12 protein-coding genes are annotated in these 16,283 nt (G+C 44.0%); 1 reads left to right on the top strand and 11 read right to left on the bottom strand.

Going from position 1 to position 16,283, the window contains the following annotated elements:
- Window positions 1-103 precede the first annotated feature (103 nt).
- From LJE72_RS17215 to LJE72_RS17195, 5 genes are all read right to left on the bottom strand, one after another.
- Complete coding sequence (locus tag LJE72_RS17215; protein ID WP_229249111.1) at window positions 104-2,011, bottom strand: molybdopterin biosynthesis protein; 1,908 nt, start codon at window positions 2,009-2,011, stop codon at window positions 104-106.
- Between the two features lie 33 nt (window positions 2,012-2,044).
- Window positions 2,045-3,286: a molybdopterin molybdotransferase MoeA gene (locus tag LJE72_RS17210; RefSeq protein WP_229249110.1), complete on the bottom strand. Its 1,242-nt coding sequence runs from the start codon at window positions 3,284-3,286 to the stop codon at window positions 2,045-2,047.
- Window positions 3,287-3,367: 81 nt separating this feature from the next.
- The gene (locus LJE72_RS17205; protein ID WP_229249109.1) at window positions 3,368-4,060 is read right to left on the bottom strand and encodes a HesA/MoeB/ThiF family protein; all 693 of its coding nucleotides are present in this window, start codon (window positions 4,058-4,060) and stop codon (window positions 3,368-3,370) included.
- Window positions 4,061-4,285: a MoaD/ThiS family protein gene (locus LJE72_RS17200; RefSeq protein WP_229249108.1), complete on the bottom strand. Its 225-nt coding sequence runs from the start codon at window positions 4,283-4,285 to the stop codon at window positions 4,061-4,063. It lies immediately after the preceding gene.
- A 207-nt stretch (window positions 4,286-4,492) separates the two neighbouring features.
- Window positions 4,493-6,286: an aldehyde ferredoxin oxidoreductase family protein gene (locus tag LJE72_RS17195; protein WP_229249107.1), complete on the bottom strand. Its 1,794-nt coding sequence runs from the start codon at window positions 6,284-6,286 to the stop codon at window positions 4,493-4,495.
- Between the two features lie 415 nt (window positions 6,287-6,701).
- On the opposite strand from LJE72_RS17195, the gene LJE72_RS17190 reads away from it, so the two are divergent.
- Entirely contained in the window at window positions 6,702-8,579 is a 1,878-nt protein-coding gene (locus tag LJE72_RS17190) for a sigma-54-dependent Fis family transcriptional regulator (protein ID WP_229249106.1), read from the top strand.
- Between the two features lie 122 nt (window positions 8,580-8,701).
- Here the strand turns inward: LJE72_RS17190 and nuoB are convergent, their stop codons facing one another.
- Genes nuoB through hyfB form a run of 6 tightly spaced genes read right to left on the bottom strand, consistent with a single transcriptional unit; the run spans window position 8,702 to window position 16,171 of the window.
- Window positions 8,702-9,418: an NADH-quinone oxidoreductase subunit NuoB gene (nuoB, locus tag LJE72_RS17185; RefSeq protein WP_312038941.1), complete on the bottom strand. Its 717-nt coding sequence runs from the start codon at window positions 9,416-9,418 to the stop codon at window positions 8,702-8,704.
- 29 nt (window positions 9,419-9,447) lie between these two features.
- Window positions 9,448-11,028, bottom strand: a complete 1,581-nt coding sequence (locus LJE72_RS17180) for a hydrogenase large subunit (RefSeq protein ID WP_229249182.1) — start codon at window positions 11,026-11,028, stop codon at window positions 9,448-9,450.
- Complete coding sequence (locus tag LJE72_RS17175) at window positions 11,028-12,491, bottom strand: hydrogenase 4 subunit F (protein ID WP_229249105.1); 1,464 nt, start codon at window positions 12,489-12,491, stop codon at window positions 11,028-11,030. The genes LJE72_RS17180 and LJE72_RS17175 overlap by 1 nt, the downstream gene beginning before the upstream one ends.
- 4 nt (window positions 12,492-12,495) lie before the next feature.
- Entirely contained in the window at window positions 12,496-13,149 is a 654-nt protein-coding gene (locus LJE72_RS17170; RefSeq protein ID WP_229249181.1) for a hydrogenase, read from the bottom strand.
- 11 nt (window positions 13,150-13,160) lie between these two features.
- Window positions 13,161-14,108 carry a respiratory chain complex I subunit 1 family protein gene (locus LJE72_RS17165; protein WP_229249103.1) on the bottom strand — a complete coding sequence of 316 codons (948 nt, stop codon included), beginning with the start codon at window positions 14,106-14,108 and terminating at the stop codon, window positions 13,161-13,163.
- Between the two features lie 11 nt (window positions 14,109-14,119).
- Window positions 14,120-16,171, bottom strand: a complete 2,052-nt coding sequence (hyfB, locus tag LJE72_RS17160; protein WP_229249101.1) for a hydrogenase 4 subunit B — start codon at window positions 16,169-16,171, stop codon at window positions 14,120-14,122.
- Window positions 16,172-16,283 lie beyond the last annotated feature (112 nt).

The raw sequence follows: 16,283 nt of genomic DNA, 5'->3' as shown, positions 1-16,283 counted from the left end.
TCGCGCTTGACATATCATCGTACAAATTGAAAAGCACCTCCCCATCAGTAGGAAGGTGCTTTTCAATTAAATTATTGACACTGTTAAAGACAAAAGCAATTGATTAGGCGTAAAATACCCCGGTCTCTCGGACATCATACCCACCCAGTGCCAGAACATCCTCTTGGAAGGCTTTACTTTGGATAACAGAAATCATCGCCTTCATGCGGGGTTCTTCAAGATATTCACGCGGAATTGCCAGATCATATCGTTCTTCTCCAATGACAACATAGTCTAGGCCCAAGGCTTCCGCCGCACTTTGAATACCCAATCCAACATCGGCTGCCCCCGAGGCAACCGCTATAGCAACCGCTAAATGCGTAAATTCTTCTCGTTCATACCCTAAAATCTGCTCTTTGTTAAGCCCTTGTTGCTGGAGCAAGAAATCAAAAAGCACTCGGGTCCCGGAACCGCCCTGACGATTAATAAATCGAACACCCGGCTTAGTAAAATCCGCCAATGCCTTAATATTCAGGGGGTTACCTTTGGGTACGATAAGAACTTGAGTCCTATAGACCAGGTTCATCAAAGCAATATCTCTTTCCGGTAAAAACCGTTTTAAATAGGCGTGATTGTATTCCCCCGTCTCGGGATCGAGCAAGTGAATTCCTGCAAAATGAGCTTCCTCTTTGCGCAAGGACAGAATTCCTGCTAGGCTCCCTACATGTGCTGAAGCGATGCCCCCATACCCGCCTCTGGCCTTCATATGACTGCTTAAAACATCCAGGGTAAGGTCATGGGAGCCAATACACACGAGAGTTTCCTCCAACTCCGAAACAGGGCGCAAAAGTTCTATCGGCACTGTTTCTCCCTCGTGAAACCCTTCCTGTAAGCGAGGAACCCGAAGCATCCCATCCGCCCTTACCAAGCTCATGGTGACACCCGCCCCTCTGCTCAAAGGAGCGGCAACCCAACGCTCTCCGACTTTTCCCACCTTAACCCGCACGAACTCTTCGCTGCCGAGCGAGGAAAAGACTTTTTTACTGATCACAGCATCTAAGGAAGTCTGAGTATCTTTACCCAAACCTTGATAATGCTTCACCCAAGGTTCCAAAAATAAATGCGCGGTCAAGTAAGCCGACACCGGATAGCCCGGGATCCCAATAGCAGGCTTATCTTGAACTTCTCCTAAGACAACAGGTTTGCCTGGTTTAATGGCAACACCATGCAGATAAAGGGTTCCATGCTTGCCAACTAAATGAGACGTATAATCGTCCCTCCCCTGGGATGATCCGGCAATGATGACTAGAATATCCTGAGAAGCTGCCATTTGCAAGATAGCAGCTTCCAGTTGCTCTTGTTTATCCGGTGTAATCGGCCATATCGTCGCAGATCCACCCCATTCTTCCACTAAGGAAGCAAGCACTGTCGAATTACTGTCTACAATATCTCCCACCTGCAAATCAGCTTCCACGGGCCGGATTTCATCCCCTGTCGGCAAGATTCCTACCCGTGGTTTGCATCGGACTTCAACCTCTATAACCCCAGCAGCCAGTAATGCCCCCTGGTCTTGAGGCCGAATGCGGTGATGAATAGGCAGCAGCACTTCCCCTTCAACAATATCCTCCCCTACTGGACGAACATGATTCCAAGGAACGATAGGGGCTTGGAGCAGAATTCCCTTTTCACCCAATTCCAAGACATCTTCGAGCATGACGACTGCATCCATTCCTTCAGGAAGCGGATCACCAGTATCAACTTGAATTGCTTGAACTCCCAGTTCTAACCAACGAGGCTCACGCTCCGAGATTCCATGGGTATCCTTAGCCCTAACAGCATATCCGTCCATCGCTGAAGCCGCAAAATGAGGCGAACTTTTTTTGGCTCTGACGATCGCCCCCGTGATTCTATGCAGTGCTAAACGAACATCTATCGATTCATTTTGGGGAAGACAACGCCCGGCAAGCTTGTCCATCATTAACTTTAGGCCTTCTTGCCAAGCCGTATTTTTAAGATATATTTGTCGTTCCAAGTTTCTTTACCTCCTCTTCAAGACAGTTATATTTTAACGCAAGAGCCGGAAAAAGACCTCTTTCCCTGCTTCAATACCTTCTGTATCTAAAGGAATGTGCACTATAGCATCAGCTAGTACCATAGTTCTTATTAAGCCGGATTTTCCTCGAACCGGCTCAACCTGCCATCCTTCACCCTTCGGTATGAGCCGAACTCGTACAAACTCCTCACGCCCGCTTCCTGAATATAAGTTTTGGGATAAGGCCCCCTTGGGCAGAGGATCAACTTGGGGGTTTAACAATGAACCATCCAACAACGGACGTACAAGTGTGTCAAAAACGACCATCGCCGAGGCAGGATGTCCCGGGAGTCCGAAAATTAATTTACCATCAACCACCCCACCGATCGTTGGCTTACCTGGCTTAAGTGCTAAACCATGAAAAAGCAGTCCCGGCTCTCCTAATTCGCCGATAAGTTGGGCGGATAAATCCCGTAACCCTACTGAACTCCCGCCGGAGAGCAAAACAACATCATTTTCCTTCAACATCTGGGCAAGTACTTTACGGAGCTCTTCCAAATCATCTTTCACTATTCCGTAATAGCGGGCGTCCGCACCACTTGCTAAGGCTTGCCCCAGCAAGGTATAGCCGTTAATATCTCTTGACTGACCAGGCAAAGGTTCTTGTTCAGGAGGAATGATTTCATCCCCAGTCGAAAGAATCCCGACGTTAAAACGGGGTAATACCGGAATGTAAGCCAGTCCAAGAGACGCCAGGAGTCCCATTTCCTGGGCCCTGATTCGTGTAAATTCAGAAAGAATAATTTCCCCTTCGACCAAATCTTCCCCAATGTCAATAAGATTTTCTCCAGGTGCAACGGCCTTCGTGACACCATAAAGAGTTTCACCAAAGTGTTCAAGCCGTTCAACCATCACAACTGCATCCGCTCCCTCAGGAAGCATTCCGCCTGTGGGCATTAGTAGTCCTGTCCCCTGTTCCAGCGTTTTTGAGGGAGCTTCACCCATTCGTATTTCGCCACGACACTCTATTAAGGCTGGCATACTTTCACTGGCACCGAATGTATCTGCCGCTCGGACAGCCATCCCATCCATGGTAGATTTACGAAAATGAGGTAAGGCACAGGTCGCTGGAATATCCTGCGTCAGAATACGTCCCAGTGATTCAGCCAAAGGTATCTTTTCAACCCGCTGGTAAAATGAGAGAACATAGGGTTTTAATGAGTCGATTGCCTCAGCCAAGGTTTGGACCCTAAATAATTCACTGCTGCTTCCCATGCTCTATTACACCTTCCACGATCATATTTTGTCATTTTGAATAAGGCAGATTTATTTCAAAGTACTAAACCCAAACGGAAATTATGTATTATTGATTTCAAAGCGTTCAAATTCCATAGTTAGTAAATCCACCTGCAACCATGCCCTGCGCAGGGCAGGCATACGTCCTGCCAATAATTTCACACCCTCTGCTACACTTAGGCTTGCTAAGACAGCGGGGGTGAAGGCAGGGTTGCCCCAGGTACTCTCTACTCCCCGTTCCCCATGACCAAATAAGCGCAAGACGCTAAAATCCCCTGGTAAACTAACTCCTATTTGGCCAAACCACCCAGCAATGCTCGCAAAAACCAGTGGTAACTTGAGACGGTGACAGACCCGTTCCAACTCGACTCGAGTGGCTGGGGAGTCAAGGGCATCAAAAACCAAGTCGACTTCTCGAAACATTTCCGGTCCCTTTTCTTCCTTAAACCACTCTTTAATACTTTCCACTTTCACCTCAGAATTTACACTTCGCAATCTGTCCCGGGCAGCTTCCACCTTCCACTGCCCGATATTAAGTTCAGTCGCCATAATCTGGCGATTAAGATTACTAACCTCTAAGCGGTCCCCATCAATCAGCACTAATCGACCAACTCCGATTCGAGCGAGCTCTTCGGCTATATAACCGCCAAGCCCTCCACAGCCCACGATTGCAACGCATGACTTAGCCAGTTTCTGCTGATCCTCATCAGTCAAAGTTTTCTTGTTTCGAAGGTAACGGCCTTCTATCGTCATTTAGCCCCCTCCCACAGGCGGAAAGAGTGCAATAGTATCTCCATCATTCAGGACGTGCTGTTCCTTAACGTCCCGCCCATTAACCAAGCAAATGGCGACTTCTTCCGGCAGAATATTCAACAGTTGGAGGACATCAAGAACCTGACTGTCTTCTGAAAGATTTTTCTCTTCAACTTTAAAACGGCCATCTCGAAACGTCGCAAATAGTTTAACCGTCACACGCATTTCACTACCCCCTCTCTGTTATATACCCTGGAAAGCCGATAGTTATTTGCACATCTTGCAGATGATAATTATTTGTTCTATTATACCATGATTCAAGGGGAGACCCCTAAAAAAAGGCCCCCCCTCAATATTTGTTCAGCGCTTACCGTCTAATCTAAATTCTAAAACAGTTTGAGTTTCGGATTATAACCTATGATTATAAGAGTCCTATATTCCCAGCATATTTAGACGCTCTGGGGTTGGCACACCTGCTTTATCCCATCCGCGTTCAGCATAGTACTGTACCAGAAGCTCAGGCAAGTTATGCATTTGTCCTTTTGAAGGACCGGAAGAAATTGGATCGTTTAATAGTCGTTTAGGCAAGGTGTCATCAACGGCAGAGTATCCAACTTTCAGGTTGTGTAAACGCTCAACATTCCAAATTCGTTCTCCGCAAGCCAGAAGCTCCTCATCGGTATAATTAAAACCAGTCACAGCATTTACGAGTGCTGTATAATCAGTTAAGCCCAGTGCGAAGGAAGAGAACAAACAGAGTCCTACAGCATCAATAACGGCTGTGAGATCTTGGAAAATCTTAGTCCAGGTTGCTTTTCCTTCGAGGGAATTACGATCAAGTTTTTCCGGAAGCCCCAAAATTTCCGGAGAAATCATGTACCCGCGAACGTGACATCCTCCACGGTTGCTTGTTGCATAGGATAAGGCTTGCCCTTGTATGCCACGTGGGTCGTAGGCCGGCAGTTCTTGCTTCTTAACGCTCATTGAAAGTTCCGGGGCGCCATAGCTTTCTGCTAGATTATAAGAACCCATCGCCATTTTGGCTCCCAATCCTTCAACATAAGCAATTTTTCGTACCCATTCAACCATGCCTTTAGCATTGCCAAACTCTAATGTTGTACCATCGAGTTCTTCCGGTTTAATGTAGCCGCGCTGAACGAGTTCCATTCCTGCTGCAATGGTTCCACCGACAGAAATAGTATCTAAACCTAGTTTGTTGCATAAATCATTGGCCTCATGAATTGCATCAAAGTCATGGATACCACAGTCCGAACCAAAGACCCAAGCAGTTTCATACTCTGGGCCTGCCCCTTCTTTGCCATCCCATTTACTATAGCGGCCACAGGCAATGGGGCAACGATAGCAAGGATGCTTCTTAAGCAAATATTTCTCAGTCAAGGTTTCTCCGCTGATTAAATCTGCCTCAGGATCATAGGAACCTTGGAAGTTATTGACCGGATATACTCCTGTTTCATTGATAATATTGACAAGCACAGCCGATCCGTAAGTTGGGAGCCCTTGTCCTGTTACACCATTTTCCCGAATTTTCCTCAAAGAATTAGCAACGACTTCTTTCATTTGGTCAGGATTCGCATTCTCTACTTTTCCTGTTCCACGGACTACAATCCCTTTGAGGTTTTTAGATCCCATAACAGCGCCTACCCCAGTACGCCCTGCAGCCCGATAGAGGTCATTTACAATCGCTGCCATTAAAGAAAGATTTTCTCCAGCTGGTCCGATGGCTAGAACTTTCGCTTTGTCATCACCAAATTCTTGTTTTAAAGCATCAGTTGTCTCATAGACATCCTTACCCCAAACCTTGCCTGCGTCCTTGATTTCCACTTCTCCATCTTTAATGGAAATATAGACAGGATGATCTGACTTGCCTTCCAAGACAAGCATATCATAACCAGCAAATTTGAGTTCTGCACCCCAATATCCCCCAGAATTCGAAGATGCGATAACCCCATTCAGAGGAGACTTGGTCACAACCATATACCTTGATGGTGTTGGGGCGTTTGTACCAGTCAGCACTCCGGCAGCAATGAACAACTTGTTCCCAGGAGAAAGCGCATCTACATCCGAAGCTACCTCATCCGCAAACATTTTGCCGGCAAGCCCCCGCCCGCCTAAATATTTCTTTGCAAGTTCCATGTTTAAAGGCTCAGTACTAGTTTTTCCTTCTGCGAGATTAATTCTTAATATTTTCCCAGTATACCCACCCATGAATCTTCCCCCTTATTTCTATAAAATATCTTTACTAAAACTTTTCTTAAGAGAATAAATCTTTCTCTCATATAGAGATATAGCAATATTCATGCCATTTTTAACAATCAAAAAAATAGATTTAAATTTACTAATAAATCTAACTCTATCAAAATAAAACAAATTAAAACAAATTAAAACAAACAAGTTTATTTTAATCGAAGTGTCCTCTAAGGATATTTAGAAGGACATTATTGGCATATCGCCCTAAAAGTGTTCCATATTCGAGCATTTTACTTTAAAAAACCGCTCCAATATAGAACACTGATGAAATATTTATATTTTTCGGACTAGTTGTTTCAATTGAATAGATATGGTATTGTGACAATTGTAAAGACAAATTAAACCATGTCAGAGAGGAAAGGGAAAGCGATATATGGATAACTATTGGAAACGTTTTATAAATGGCGAGAGCGTTGAATCCGAAGTATCCCCTACCATCTATCGTTCCTGGCAAAGAAGCATTGAGTATCAAGTAGACCATACTCTAATTTCTCATCAGGATATTCTTTCTACTCCGCGCTTAAGTGAACGTCGCGAGGCACAAGACACCCTGATCAGAGCGAGCGAACCCGTTTTGCCTTACATTTTCAGCTTGCTAGGAAATACTAATTATACCGTGTTGTTGGGCGATAACGATGGCTACATCATCGAGGCCGTAGGAGATGCGCCCTTTATGAGTAAAGCCCAAAAAGTAAATCTAAGTCCCGGCGCCAGTTGGCGTGAGGAAATCCGAGGGACTAATGCCATTGGAACTGCCCTCCGGGATAATGCCCCCATGTCCGTCTTTGGTTGGGAGCACTTTGTGCACGATAATCACTTCTTAGCTTGTTGGGCTGCCCCAATTCAGAGCAGCCAGGGTACCCCGCTTGGGGTTTTAGATATTAGCGGTGAAGCTAATCCAGACCGTCAAAAGATTTTAAATATTGCCATGATGGGTGCGAGTATGATCGAAAAAAACTTGCGACTTTTCGAGCTGGAAAACCAATTGAAATTCTACCAAGAAGGTTCAAAGTTAGCTTCCTCACTATTGCAACAAGGATTTCTGGCTATTGATCACAATGGTGTCATTACTAACATCAACTCCTACGGTGCCGGACTGCTTGGCCGCAGACAAGAAGATATCATTGGGCGACTCGCTGGCGAAGTTTTTAGTACGCCAAAAGGATGGATGTTGAACGGACATTCCCTGAATCTCCATTTAAAGGATAGCTCAGGGAAAGAAATTACCTCCCACTTAAATCAGGTAGTCAATGAAGCCGGTCAATCACTGGGCGCAGTAGGTACGCTGCAAATCTCCAAGAAAGCCCCTCTGTCCAATATTACGTGGATAGGAACCAGCCAACTTTCCCAGCGGACTTTGGCACGAGCTTCCAAGATTGCCTCAACCCACTCTTCTGTGCTCATTCACGGAGAAAGCGGAACTGGCAAAGAGATTATTTCTCATACAATCCATCAACTCAGCTCACGCAGCGAAGGACCTTTTGTCGCCTTAAACTGCGCCTCACTCCCAGCCTCACTCATCGAAAGTGAGCTATTTGGCTATGTTGAGGGTGCCTTCACCGGAGCGCGCAGAGGAGGAAAACCCGGTAAATTTGAATTAGCAAACAAAGGAACTATTTTCCTTGATGAAATTGGAGACATGCCCTTAAATGTTCAAGTTGCACTTCTTAGAGTACTCCAAGAAAAGGAAGTTTCTCGAATAGGGGACACAAAGGCGATTAAAATAGATGTAAGAGTTATTGCAGCAACCCACAAGGACCTTACTGCCCTGGTCGCTGCGGAAAAATTCCGTCTGGATTTATACTATCGCCTGAAGGTCGTCACTTTAGAATTACCTCCATTACGCGAACGTTCCGAAGACATTTTAGAGTTTGTTCCGTATTTTATCGATAAAACATGTAAATCCCTTGATCGTCCCCCACTAGGAGTTCAAGAGGAAGTATATACTCATCTATTGTCCCATGACTGGCCCGGTAATGTCCGAGAATTGGAAAACTGTGTTGAGGGCATGGTAGGTTTAGCAGAAGGCCCTCTTCTAACGATAGCTGATTTACCAGACGAAATCCTGCAGAACCTAGTTAAGTCTGAATCGTCAGCCTCTACGGAACCCTTGCTTAATCAACATGCTAAGCAAGCAATCCTCTATGCACTAACCCAAACCAAGGGGAAAATCGCGCCAGCCTCTAAGCTTCTTGGGATTGGACGAAATACTCTCTACAGAAAAATAAAAGAGCTTGATATTAAGTTTTAAATCAAATCCTGTATCTTCAGTAACTAAAAGAATCCTAAAAACAATAATCCCTGGAAGCCTAGTTTTTGCGGGCTCCAGGGATTATTGTTATATGCAGAGGGGGCAGAGGGAATTTCTTGCTTTTAAGCTCTGCCGACAGCTTTGAGCAAGCCTTGAATCAAGGCTTGCGGCCGCGGTGGACAGCCTGGTATAAAGACATCTACCGGTATGATATTATTGACTCCCCCGGAGCTGGCATAGCTTTTACCGCAAATCCCCCCACTGCATGCACATGTTCCCACAGCTAACACAAGTTTAGGTGCAGGGGTCGCCGCAAAGGTCTTACGCACTGCGATTTCTAAGTTTCTGGTTACCGGCCCGGTTACCATTAACACATCGGCATGACGGGGAGATGCCACAAAATCAAAGCCCAAACGTTGTATATCGTAAACAGGCCCTGTCAGAGTCGTCATTTCCCAATCACAGGCATTACAAGACCCTGAATCAAGATGCCGTATGTGAACTGAATGTTTAAAAGCCTGAGCTTGAGGAGCTCTATCAGCACTTTCTACGAATTCATATTGCTCACCTTGAACAATTGAGCGGGTACAAACCTCAACACAGTACCCACAAAAAATACATTTCTTGGGGTCTACTGTCCAAAAAGCTTCCTTCTTTCCGCTTTGCAATTTTATGGCCTTTGTTGGACATATGTCTGCACACTGACCACATTGAACGCAACTTAGCACCTGCCATTCCGGCAACCCTTGAAAACCAATCCCCGGAACACTTGGAGTTTGCGGATAGTCCGTTGTAATTGTACCTGTCTTTAAGCTCTTGCGAAAAAGTCTGAGCATCATAGCCCTCCTATTAAAACATACTCATAGCATCATCTATCCAGACAAGAGTAACATAGCTCAAAACTCTTGTTAATTACCGGAAAATCAGGAATGATATTTCCCGGTACCGTTGAAGGAATCACCGGCCAATTAACATAGGACGCTGAGCGCACCATATAGCGATATATTGTTTGATCCTTACCTATCATGATAAAGTGTACATTTTCTCCCCTAGCGGACTCTGTCATACCTATAGCATAATTGTAGGGAATCATCTCTCCTAAGGTTTGAATTAATTTACCATTGGGCACCGATGCTAAAATCTGTCTAATGATGTTGATGGATTCATAGGTTTCATCAATCCGCACTTTGACCCTGGCTAAAACATCCCCTTGCTCATAAACCGGCACTTTGAATGAAACACGGTTGTAAGCGGCATAAGGATGGTCCCGCCGCACATCCCGATCAACGCCTGAAGCTCTTGCTGCTGGTCCGACAGCATGCAAGTCCCTGGCAATCTGATTCAATAATACACCGGTAGTCTGGACTCTATCCATATAGGAATTAGTATCTAACAGAATTTCAACTAACTCTCTAAACTCAAGTTCAAGTTTATCTAAGGTAGCTAAAATGAGGTCACTGTCCAGAACTGAAATATCTCTTCTAACCCCACCGGGGGTATTAATTCCTCTCAAGAACCTGCTTCCAAAAACTGTTTCGTTGAGTCTCATGATATCTTCTTTCAGACGTGCTCCATGCATCGTTCCGAAGGCGAAACCAACCCCTGCACAAATATTCCCAACATCCCCCACATGATTATATAAGCGTTCTAATTCCAAAACAACCGTCCTTATATACTGGACCCTTGTGGAAACTTCAGTTCCAGAGAGTTTTTCTATGGCCTGACAATAAGATGTGGCATGAGAAAAAGAACAAGCCCCACAGATTCGTTCCACGATTGGAAATGCATCTAAAGGAGTTTTTCCTTCAGTTAATTTCTCCATTCCTCTATGAGTGAAAAATAACCTGGCCTCCAAATTAATGACAGTATCTCCCACTGCACTAAATAGAAAATGCCCTGGTTCAATAATTCCCGCATGAATAGGCCCGACGGGAACTTGCATTACTCCTTCACCTTCAACCCTATCGTAGGATTGCCGGCCCTCCGTCCTTGGGACCTCAGAATCTAAACTGAAATCCTTACGCAAGGGATACAATCCCTCCGGCCAATCTTCATGGACAGCCAAGCACCTTTTGTCCGGGTGCCCAATAGAATCCAAGCCAAAAAGATCCTGAATCTCGCGTTCGTACCAATGAGCTGCCGGAACTACCTCCGTTATCGAAGGAAAAGACAGCTCGGTTTCAGCTATGGACACACTCACAATCATCAGAAAATTTTCAAGATCATTGGCAAAAGTATAAAACAGACGAAAATCCCCGGTATTTCCCCGCTCATCTGCAGCCGTAAGTTGAATTAAAGGGAAGCCCCAATCCCGTAATTTAACAGCCAGGATAGGAATTTCGTTCTTATCAATTTCCAGATGCAGCTCATTATAATGGACCTTAGCGATGATTACCCGTTCCCCAAAGCAACTAGAAATCATAGCAATGACCCTGTCTTGCCTTATCATCACTGGTTCCCCCCTATAAACACGGTCGTTACCTGTTGCAGAATGTCTTCGATAAATCCTGGGATGTATACCCCGAAAACAACTACAGGCACTAGTGAAATCAGAATAAGGGCATTGCCGAATTTCCCATCCTCGCCCACCTTAACCCTGCTCGGCGGTGTCCCAAAAGCCATCTTGCTAATCGCATAAATAAATCCCGTAAAGATTAACGTAATTAAGATTAAGATTAAACTTGTAACCGCGTACCTCCCTTGAGCAAAACCTGAACTAAGAATTATAAATTCGCTGGTAAAAATACTAAATGGAGGCGCTCCAGCGATTGCTAAGCCCCCAATCATTAAGGCCGGACCTGTTACGGGCATTGTTTTAAGTAATCCTTTTATTCTAAGAATCCTTTTGGTGTGATAATGTTGACTAACATTACCCGCAATGAAAAAGAGTGATGATTTGGTCAAGGCATGATTAATCATGTGTAGGAAAGCACCATACAAGGCAAATTTACTTCCAAAGCCTACTGCAACAGCGATAATTCCCATATGCTCAATACTTGAGTAAGCGAGCAACCTCTTAATGTCATGCTGAATAAGAATAAAGGGTAAGGCAACGGAAATTGATACTACACCAAAGATTAAAATTAAATTCGATGAGAACTGCGGCCCCAGGGATTCGGAAACAACCAAGTGAAAGCGAACAATACTATAAAAGGCACAATTTAAAAGCACTCCTGAAAGCATTGCACTGATGGGAGAAGGAGCTTGGCTGTGAGCGTCAGGCAACCAAGTATGCATAGGCGCTAAACCAACCTTTGTCCCAAAGCCCACTAAGGCAAAAATGAAGGCTAGTTTAAGCAACATCGGATCCAGTCGTTCGGCGACCTGCCTCAGAGTCTGCCAATCCAAAGAACCGCTTTCGCCAGTCACTGAAACAGCAGCATAATGCAAAAGGAGGGTTCCGAACAAGGCAAAAATAATGCCTACTGTACAAATGATAATGTACTTCCAGGCAGCTTCCAAAGAATTCTTCTTGTTGTAAAAACCTACTAATAAAGCAGTAGCAAGCGTCGTCCCTTCGACAGCTACCCACATGATGCCCAGGTTTGCAGATACTAGCGCGAGAAACATGGTAAATACAAAGATATACATCCAAAAATAATACCATTTGACTCGAGTTTCTGAAAACTCCCCAATTCTAATATCATGAGCAAGATAACCTACAGAGTACAAAGCAACCATCAACCCAATAATGGCGACCAGACAAAGAATTAAAGCACTTAGTGCATCAATAACGATAAATTGACCCCAAACCACACTAGAGCCGGCAAAAACCTGTCGAGCAATGAGTAATGCTGTTAAGACGGTCATCCCAGAGCCCACTATACTGATAGCCCCTAATAGTCTTCGATTCGAAACCATCATGCTTAAGAGAGCTATACCCAAGGGTAGAGCAAGTAAAATCAGCGGCATACAATCAACCCCGTAAATTCCTTAAATTTTTTGTGTCAATCGTGTCAAAGCTCCTATTAATTTGGAACACTAGCACACCCATGATTAAAACACCTACTAAAATATCCATGAAGATTCCCAGCTCAACAACCAAAGGCATACCATGGGTTGTACCTATCCCAGCCAAAAAGATTCCATTTTCTATGACAACTAAGCCCACGATTTGCATAATTGGGAACTTTAGATTTATCATGAGAAACAACCCAATCAGCATCATGGAAATGGCAGCCGGCAACGCCTCGTGAATAAGACCTGATCCTTTTCCAATGACTTGCCCAGTCACTAAATACGATGTGAAAACGAGACAAAAGGCAAACAACAACATTAGTTTCAAGCTTAGAAAGGATTCTACCACCCTGTTGATTGCCACTTTATGGACAGCTTTATTTAGCACAAAGGGAATTATTCCCGCTTTCACCACTAAGGTTAATAACGCAGCGATATACATCTCATAATTTCCAGTCGCCCATCCCAAGGTAATACATAAAACCCCTAGTAAAACTCCTTGGATAATCACCGCCATAATCACATTATTAAACCGGCGGGCAATAATGATTAAAAAGACAGTTGCCAAAACAAGCTCTATTAAGAAATCAACGAGGCCCTGATAATTTTGCATTTCCACGTAAATTACCCCCTGAACACAAACTTAGAAACGAGTCCTATTAAGCCTATAAAAAAAGATCCCAGGAGTAAATCAGGTACCTTGAATAACCTGGTTTTAGCGAAAGAAGTTTCTACAATGGCCATGATTATGCCTATGACTGTTACTTTTAAAATAAACACCAGGCTGCCGAAAATCAAAGCTCCTATCCCAAAGGCGGAAGCTATTCCCCATGGAAAAAAGATATTAACCAGCAATGTAAAGATCAGCAATTGTTTAATAGATACCGCCACTGACAGCAACGCCAGATTCTTACCTGAGTATTCCAACATCATGCCTTCATGGATCATGGTTAACTCTAAATGAGTATCTGGATTATCGACGGGAATTCGCCCGGTTTCCGCAACAGCCACAATAAACAGAGCCACAAAGGACATTAGATGAGCGAGGGTTAAGACCCCCTCTCCGCCATTGATAACACTTTCTACAATTCCCGTCAGGTTTGTCGTCCCCGCAGCAACTGCCATAGTAAAGAGCGGCAACATGAACGCTGGCTCTGAGATCGCGGCAACGGCCATTTCCCTGCTGCTGCCCATTCCGCCAAAGGCGCTTCCGGCATCTAAACCTGCCAGAGCCAAGAAAAACCGAGCAAGAGCGAAGAGGTAAATGATAAGAATGAGATCTCCAGTGAAGTCTAAAAAGCTTTTAGTTGCTACTACCGGAACTATTGCGGCTGCCGTTAACATCGAAGCGAGATAAATATGAGGAGTTACTCTAAAAATCCATGAAGCATGTTCTGATACCACCGACTCTTTTTGCATATACTTATAAAGATCATAATAAGGTTGAAAAACTCTAGGCCCCTTACGCGTTTGAAAAAAAGCCTTGGTCTTCTTGATTATTCCTGTGAGTAAAGGTGCAAATAATACAATCAAGAGCATTTGGTAAGCACCGACAGCTGCTTCTCTAAGCACATAATCCCCTCCTATCTGGCAAAAATAAGCAATACAACCAAGGTAACAAAGATATACGATAAATAAAGCTGAATACTTCCGGATTGTAATACAGTAAATTTATTTGCTAATTTTAAGAAAAATCTAAATTGAGGTCTGTAAAGAGTATCTTCAAAAAAGGGTTTAATGCCCCCTTTATATTTGATACGACTGGTAAAATAGGGTTTAAGGACATATTCTTTTTCGATTTTTCTAGTTGGCCGAAATATTGCTCGAAACATGATTCGGATAGGTTTAGAAAAAGAGGTGGCAGTATACTCCATGTTAGAAGTTTGAGCTACCCCGCAATTCCAGGTTTCATCAATTCGAGTCTTTCTAAACTTGCCAAATCTAGTGAAAATCAGATAGACCAACAAGGCACATAACATCAGAACAGCCAGCATAATTACAGGGGATATGGAAGTGGCACCAAGAACTGTCCCCTGCTCGATAATCGAAGTAATGGCCAGCCAGTCATACCCGCCCATCTGAATCGTTACTACACTAAGGAGGCTAGCCGTAACAGGACTTAATAGGTCAATAACCAAAGAAGGCACAACCCCAAAGAGAAAGCATAATGAAGCTAATAGACCCATGCCAACCAGCATTGTTCGAGGTACTTCTTTAGCTTTTTCAGCCTTGGCACTGCGAGGTAAGGCAAGAAACATAATCCCAAAGGCTTTGACAAAACAGGCAGCGGCCAGAGCACCAGTTAAGGCTAAAGCAGCTGCCAGAATCGGCCCCATAATATTAATACCCGCTCCCAGATTCGCCGTACCCAACCCCAATAATGATTGGAAAGTCATCCACTCGCTGGCAAAACCATTGAAAGGAGGGATAGCGGAGATTGAAATCGACCCAATAAGAAAAAAGAATCCCGTCCATGGCATTCTTTTTAAAAGCCCACCCATTTCTTCTATGTCTCTTGTATGTGTCGCATAATGAACCGCTCCGGCTCCTAAAAAGAGTAACCCTTTGAAAACCGCATGATTGAACGTATGAAACAAGCCCGCCGTCAAACCGATCATCGCAAGATGATGGCTGCCATCGCTTACAAAAATAAGAGCGGAGCCGATACCCAATAAAATAATTCCGATATTCTCTACGCTATGGTAGGCCAACAAGCCTTTAATATCATGCTCCATTAAGGCATACATAACCCCCAGTAAGGCAGACACTGCCCCAATAATGAGGATTAATCCCCCCCACCAAAGAGGACCTGTACCTAAGACCCCAAAGGTGATTCTAATAAATCCATAAATCGCTGTTTTTAGCATTATTCCGGACATTAGGGCCGAAACATTGCTTGGAGCAGCAGGATGAGCCTTCGGTAACCAAATATGTAAAGGTACAATCCCTGCTTTAGTCCCAAATCCAAGAGTGACTAGAATAAAGATAACAGATTTCATCGTTGGGGAAAGACTTTGGGATACACCAGCGTATTGACTAAAAAGAAGATAACTGCCTGTCTCATTGTATAAAATTAAAAATGCAATAATTAGAAACGCTGTGCCAATATGTGTCATCACTATATAAATGAAACCAGCCCGGCGAACTCGATAATCCTGATGTTCAAATACTACCAAGAAATAAGACACCAGCGACATTATCTCCCAAAAAAGCAGAAACATAAATGTATTACTGCTTGACACTAGAGCTAACATCGAGAAGATAAAAAGGTTATAAAACAACCCTAAAAGTCCTACATTTTGTTTGCCTATATAAGCTCTGGCATAGCCATAAGAAAAGACAGACGCCGATAGACCGAGGACCGAGATAACAGTGATAAAAAACGCGGTTAAAGGATCAACCGTAAATTGAAGGGCAGTCCCAAAAATTGACCAAGGCAAAATTATTTCTAACGAGCGCTCAGACAATAAAAGTGTCGGACCTAAAATCAGACCAGACAGACTAGCCATACTGGCAAAGGAATAGCCCATAAAAATGCTTATGTGTGGTTTCTTTTGCAGGACATAAGAGAGTATGGCTCCTAATAACAGAGACCCTAACATAAATACAAATAATGATTCAGCAGATACTGGCATTTCTACCCCCCTTCCGAATTGTATAAATTAATATATTATCCCTAATATTAGAAGATAACGTGAATTTAATCATAAGCAACAACTTCATAAAGATCAATCAGCAAAAATGGCC

Source organism: Desulfosporosinus shakirovi (assembly GCF_020595055.1).
Lineage (GTDB): Bacteria > Bacillota > Desulfitobacteriia > Desulfitobacteriales > Desulfitobacteriaceae > Desulfosporosinus > Desulfosporosinus shakirovi.
The sequence above is the reverse complement of the archived record's forward strand: the minus strand, read 5'-3'. Positions and strand labels throughout refer to the sequence as shown.

What these genes read in the sequence shown, in the direction of transcription:
- LJE72_RS17170 (WP_229249181.1), bottom strand. Translation starts at nt 13,149, where the DNA reads ATGCAAAATTATCAGGGCCTCGTTGATTTCTTAATAGAGCTTGTTTTG.
- LJE72_RS17205 (WP_229249109.1), bottom strand. Translation starts at nt 4,060, where the DNA reads ATGACGATAGAAGGCCGTTACCTTCGAAACAAGAAAACTTTGACTGAT.
- nuoB (WP_312038941.1), bottom strand. Translation starts at nt 9,418, where the DNA reads ATGATGCTCAGACTTTTTCGCAAGAGCTTAAAGACAGGTACAATTACA.
- LJE72_RS17180 (WP_229249182.1), bottom strand. Translation starts at nt 11,028, where the DNA reads ATGATAAGGCAAGACAGGGTCATTGCTATGATTTCTAGTTGCTTTGGG.
- LJE72_RS17195 (WP_229249107.1), bottom strand. Translation starts at nt 6,286, where the DNA reads ATGGGTGGGTATACTGGGAAAATATTAAGAATTAATCTCGCAGAAGGA.
- LJE72_RS17200 (WP_229249108.1), bottom strand. Translation starts at nt 4,285, where the DNA reads ATGCGTGTGACGGTTAAACTATTTGCGACGTTTCGAGATGGCCGTTTT.
- hyfB (WP_229249101.1), bottom strand. Translation starts at nt 16,171, where the DNA reads ATGCCAGTATCTGCTGAATCATTATTTGTATTTATGTTAGGGTCTCTG.
- LJE72_RS17210 (WP_229249110.1), bottom strand. Translation starts at nt 3,286, where the DNA reads ATGGGAAGCAGCAGTGAATTATTTAGGGTCCAAACCTTGGCTGAGGCA.
- LJE72_RS17175 (WP_229249105.1), bottom strand. Translation starts at nt 12,491, where the DNA reads ATGCCGCTGATTTTACTTGCTCTACCCTTGGGTATAGCTCTCTTAAGC.
- LJE72_RS17190 (WP_229249106.1), top strand. Translation starts at nt 6,702, where the DNA reads ATGGATAACTATTGGAAACGTTTTATAAATGGCGAGAGCGTTGAATCC.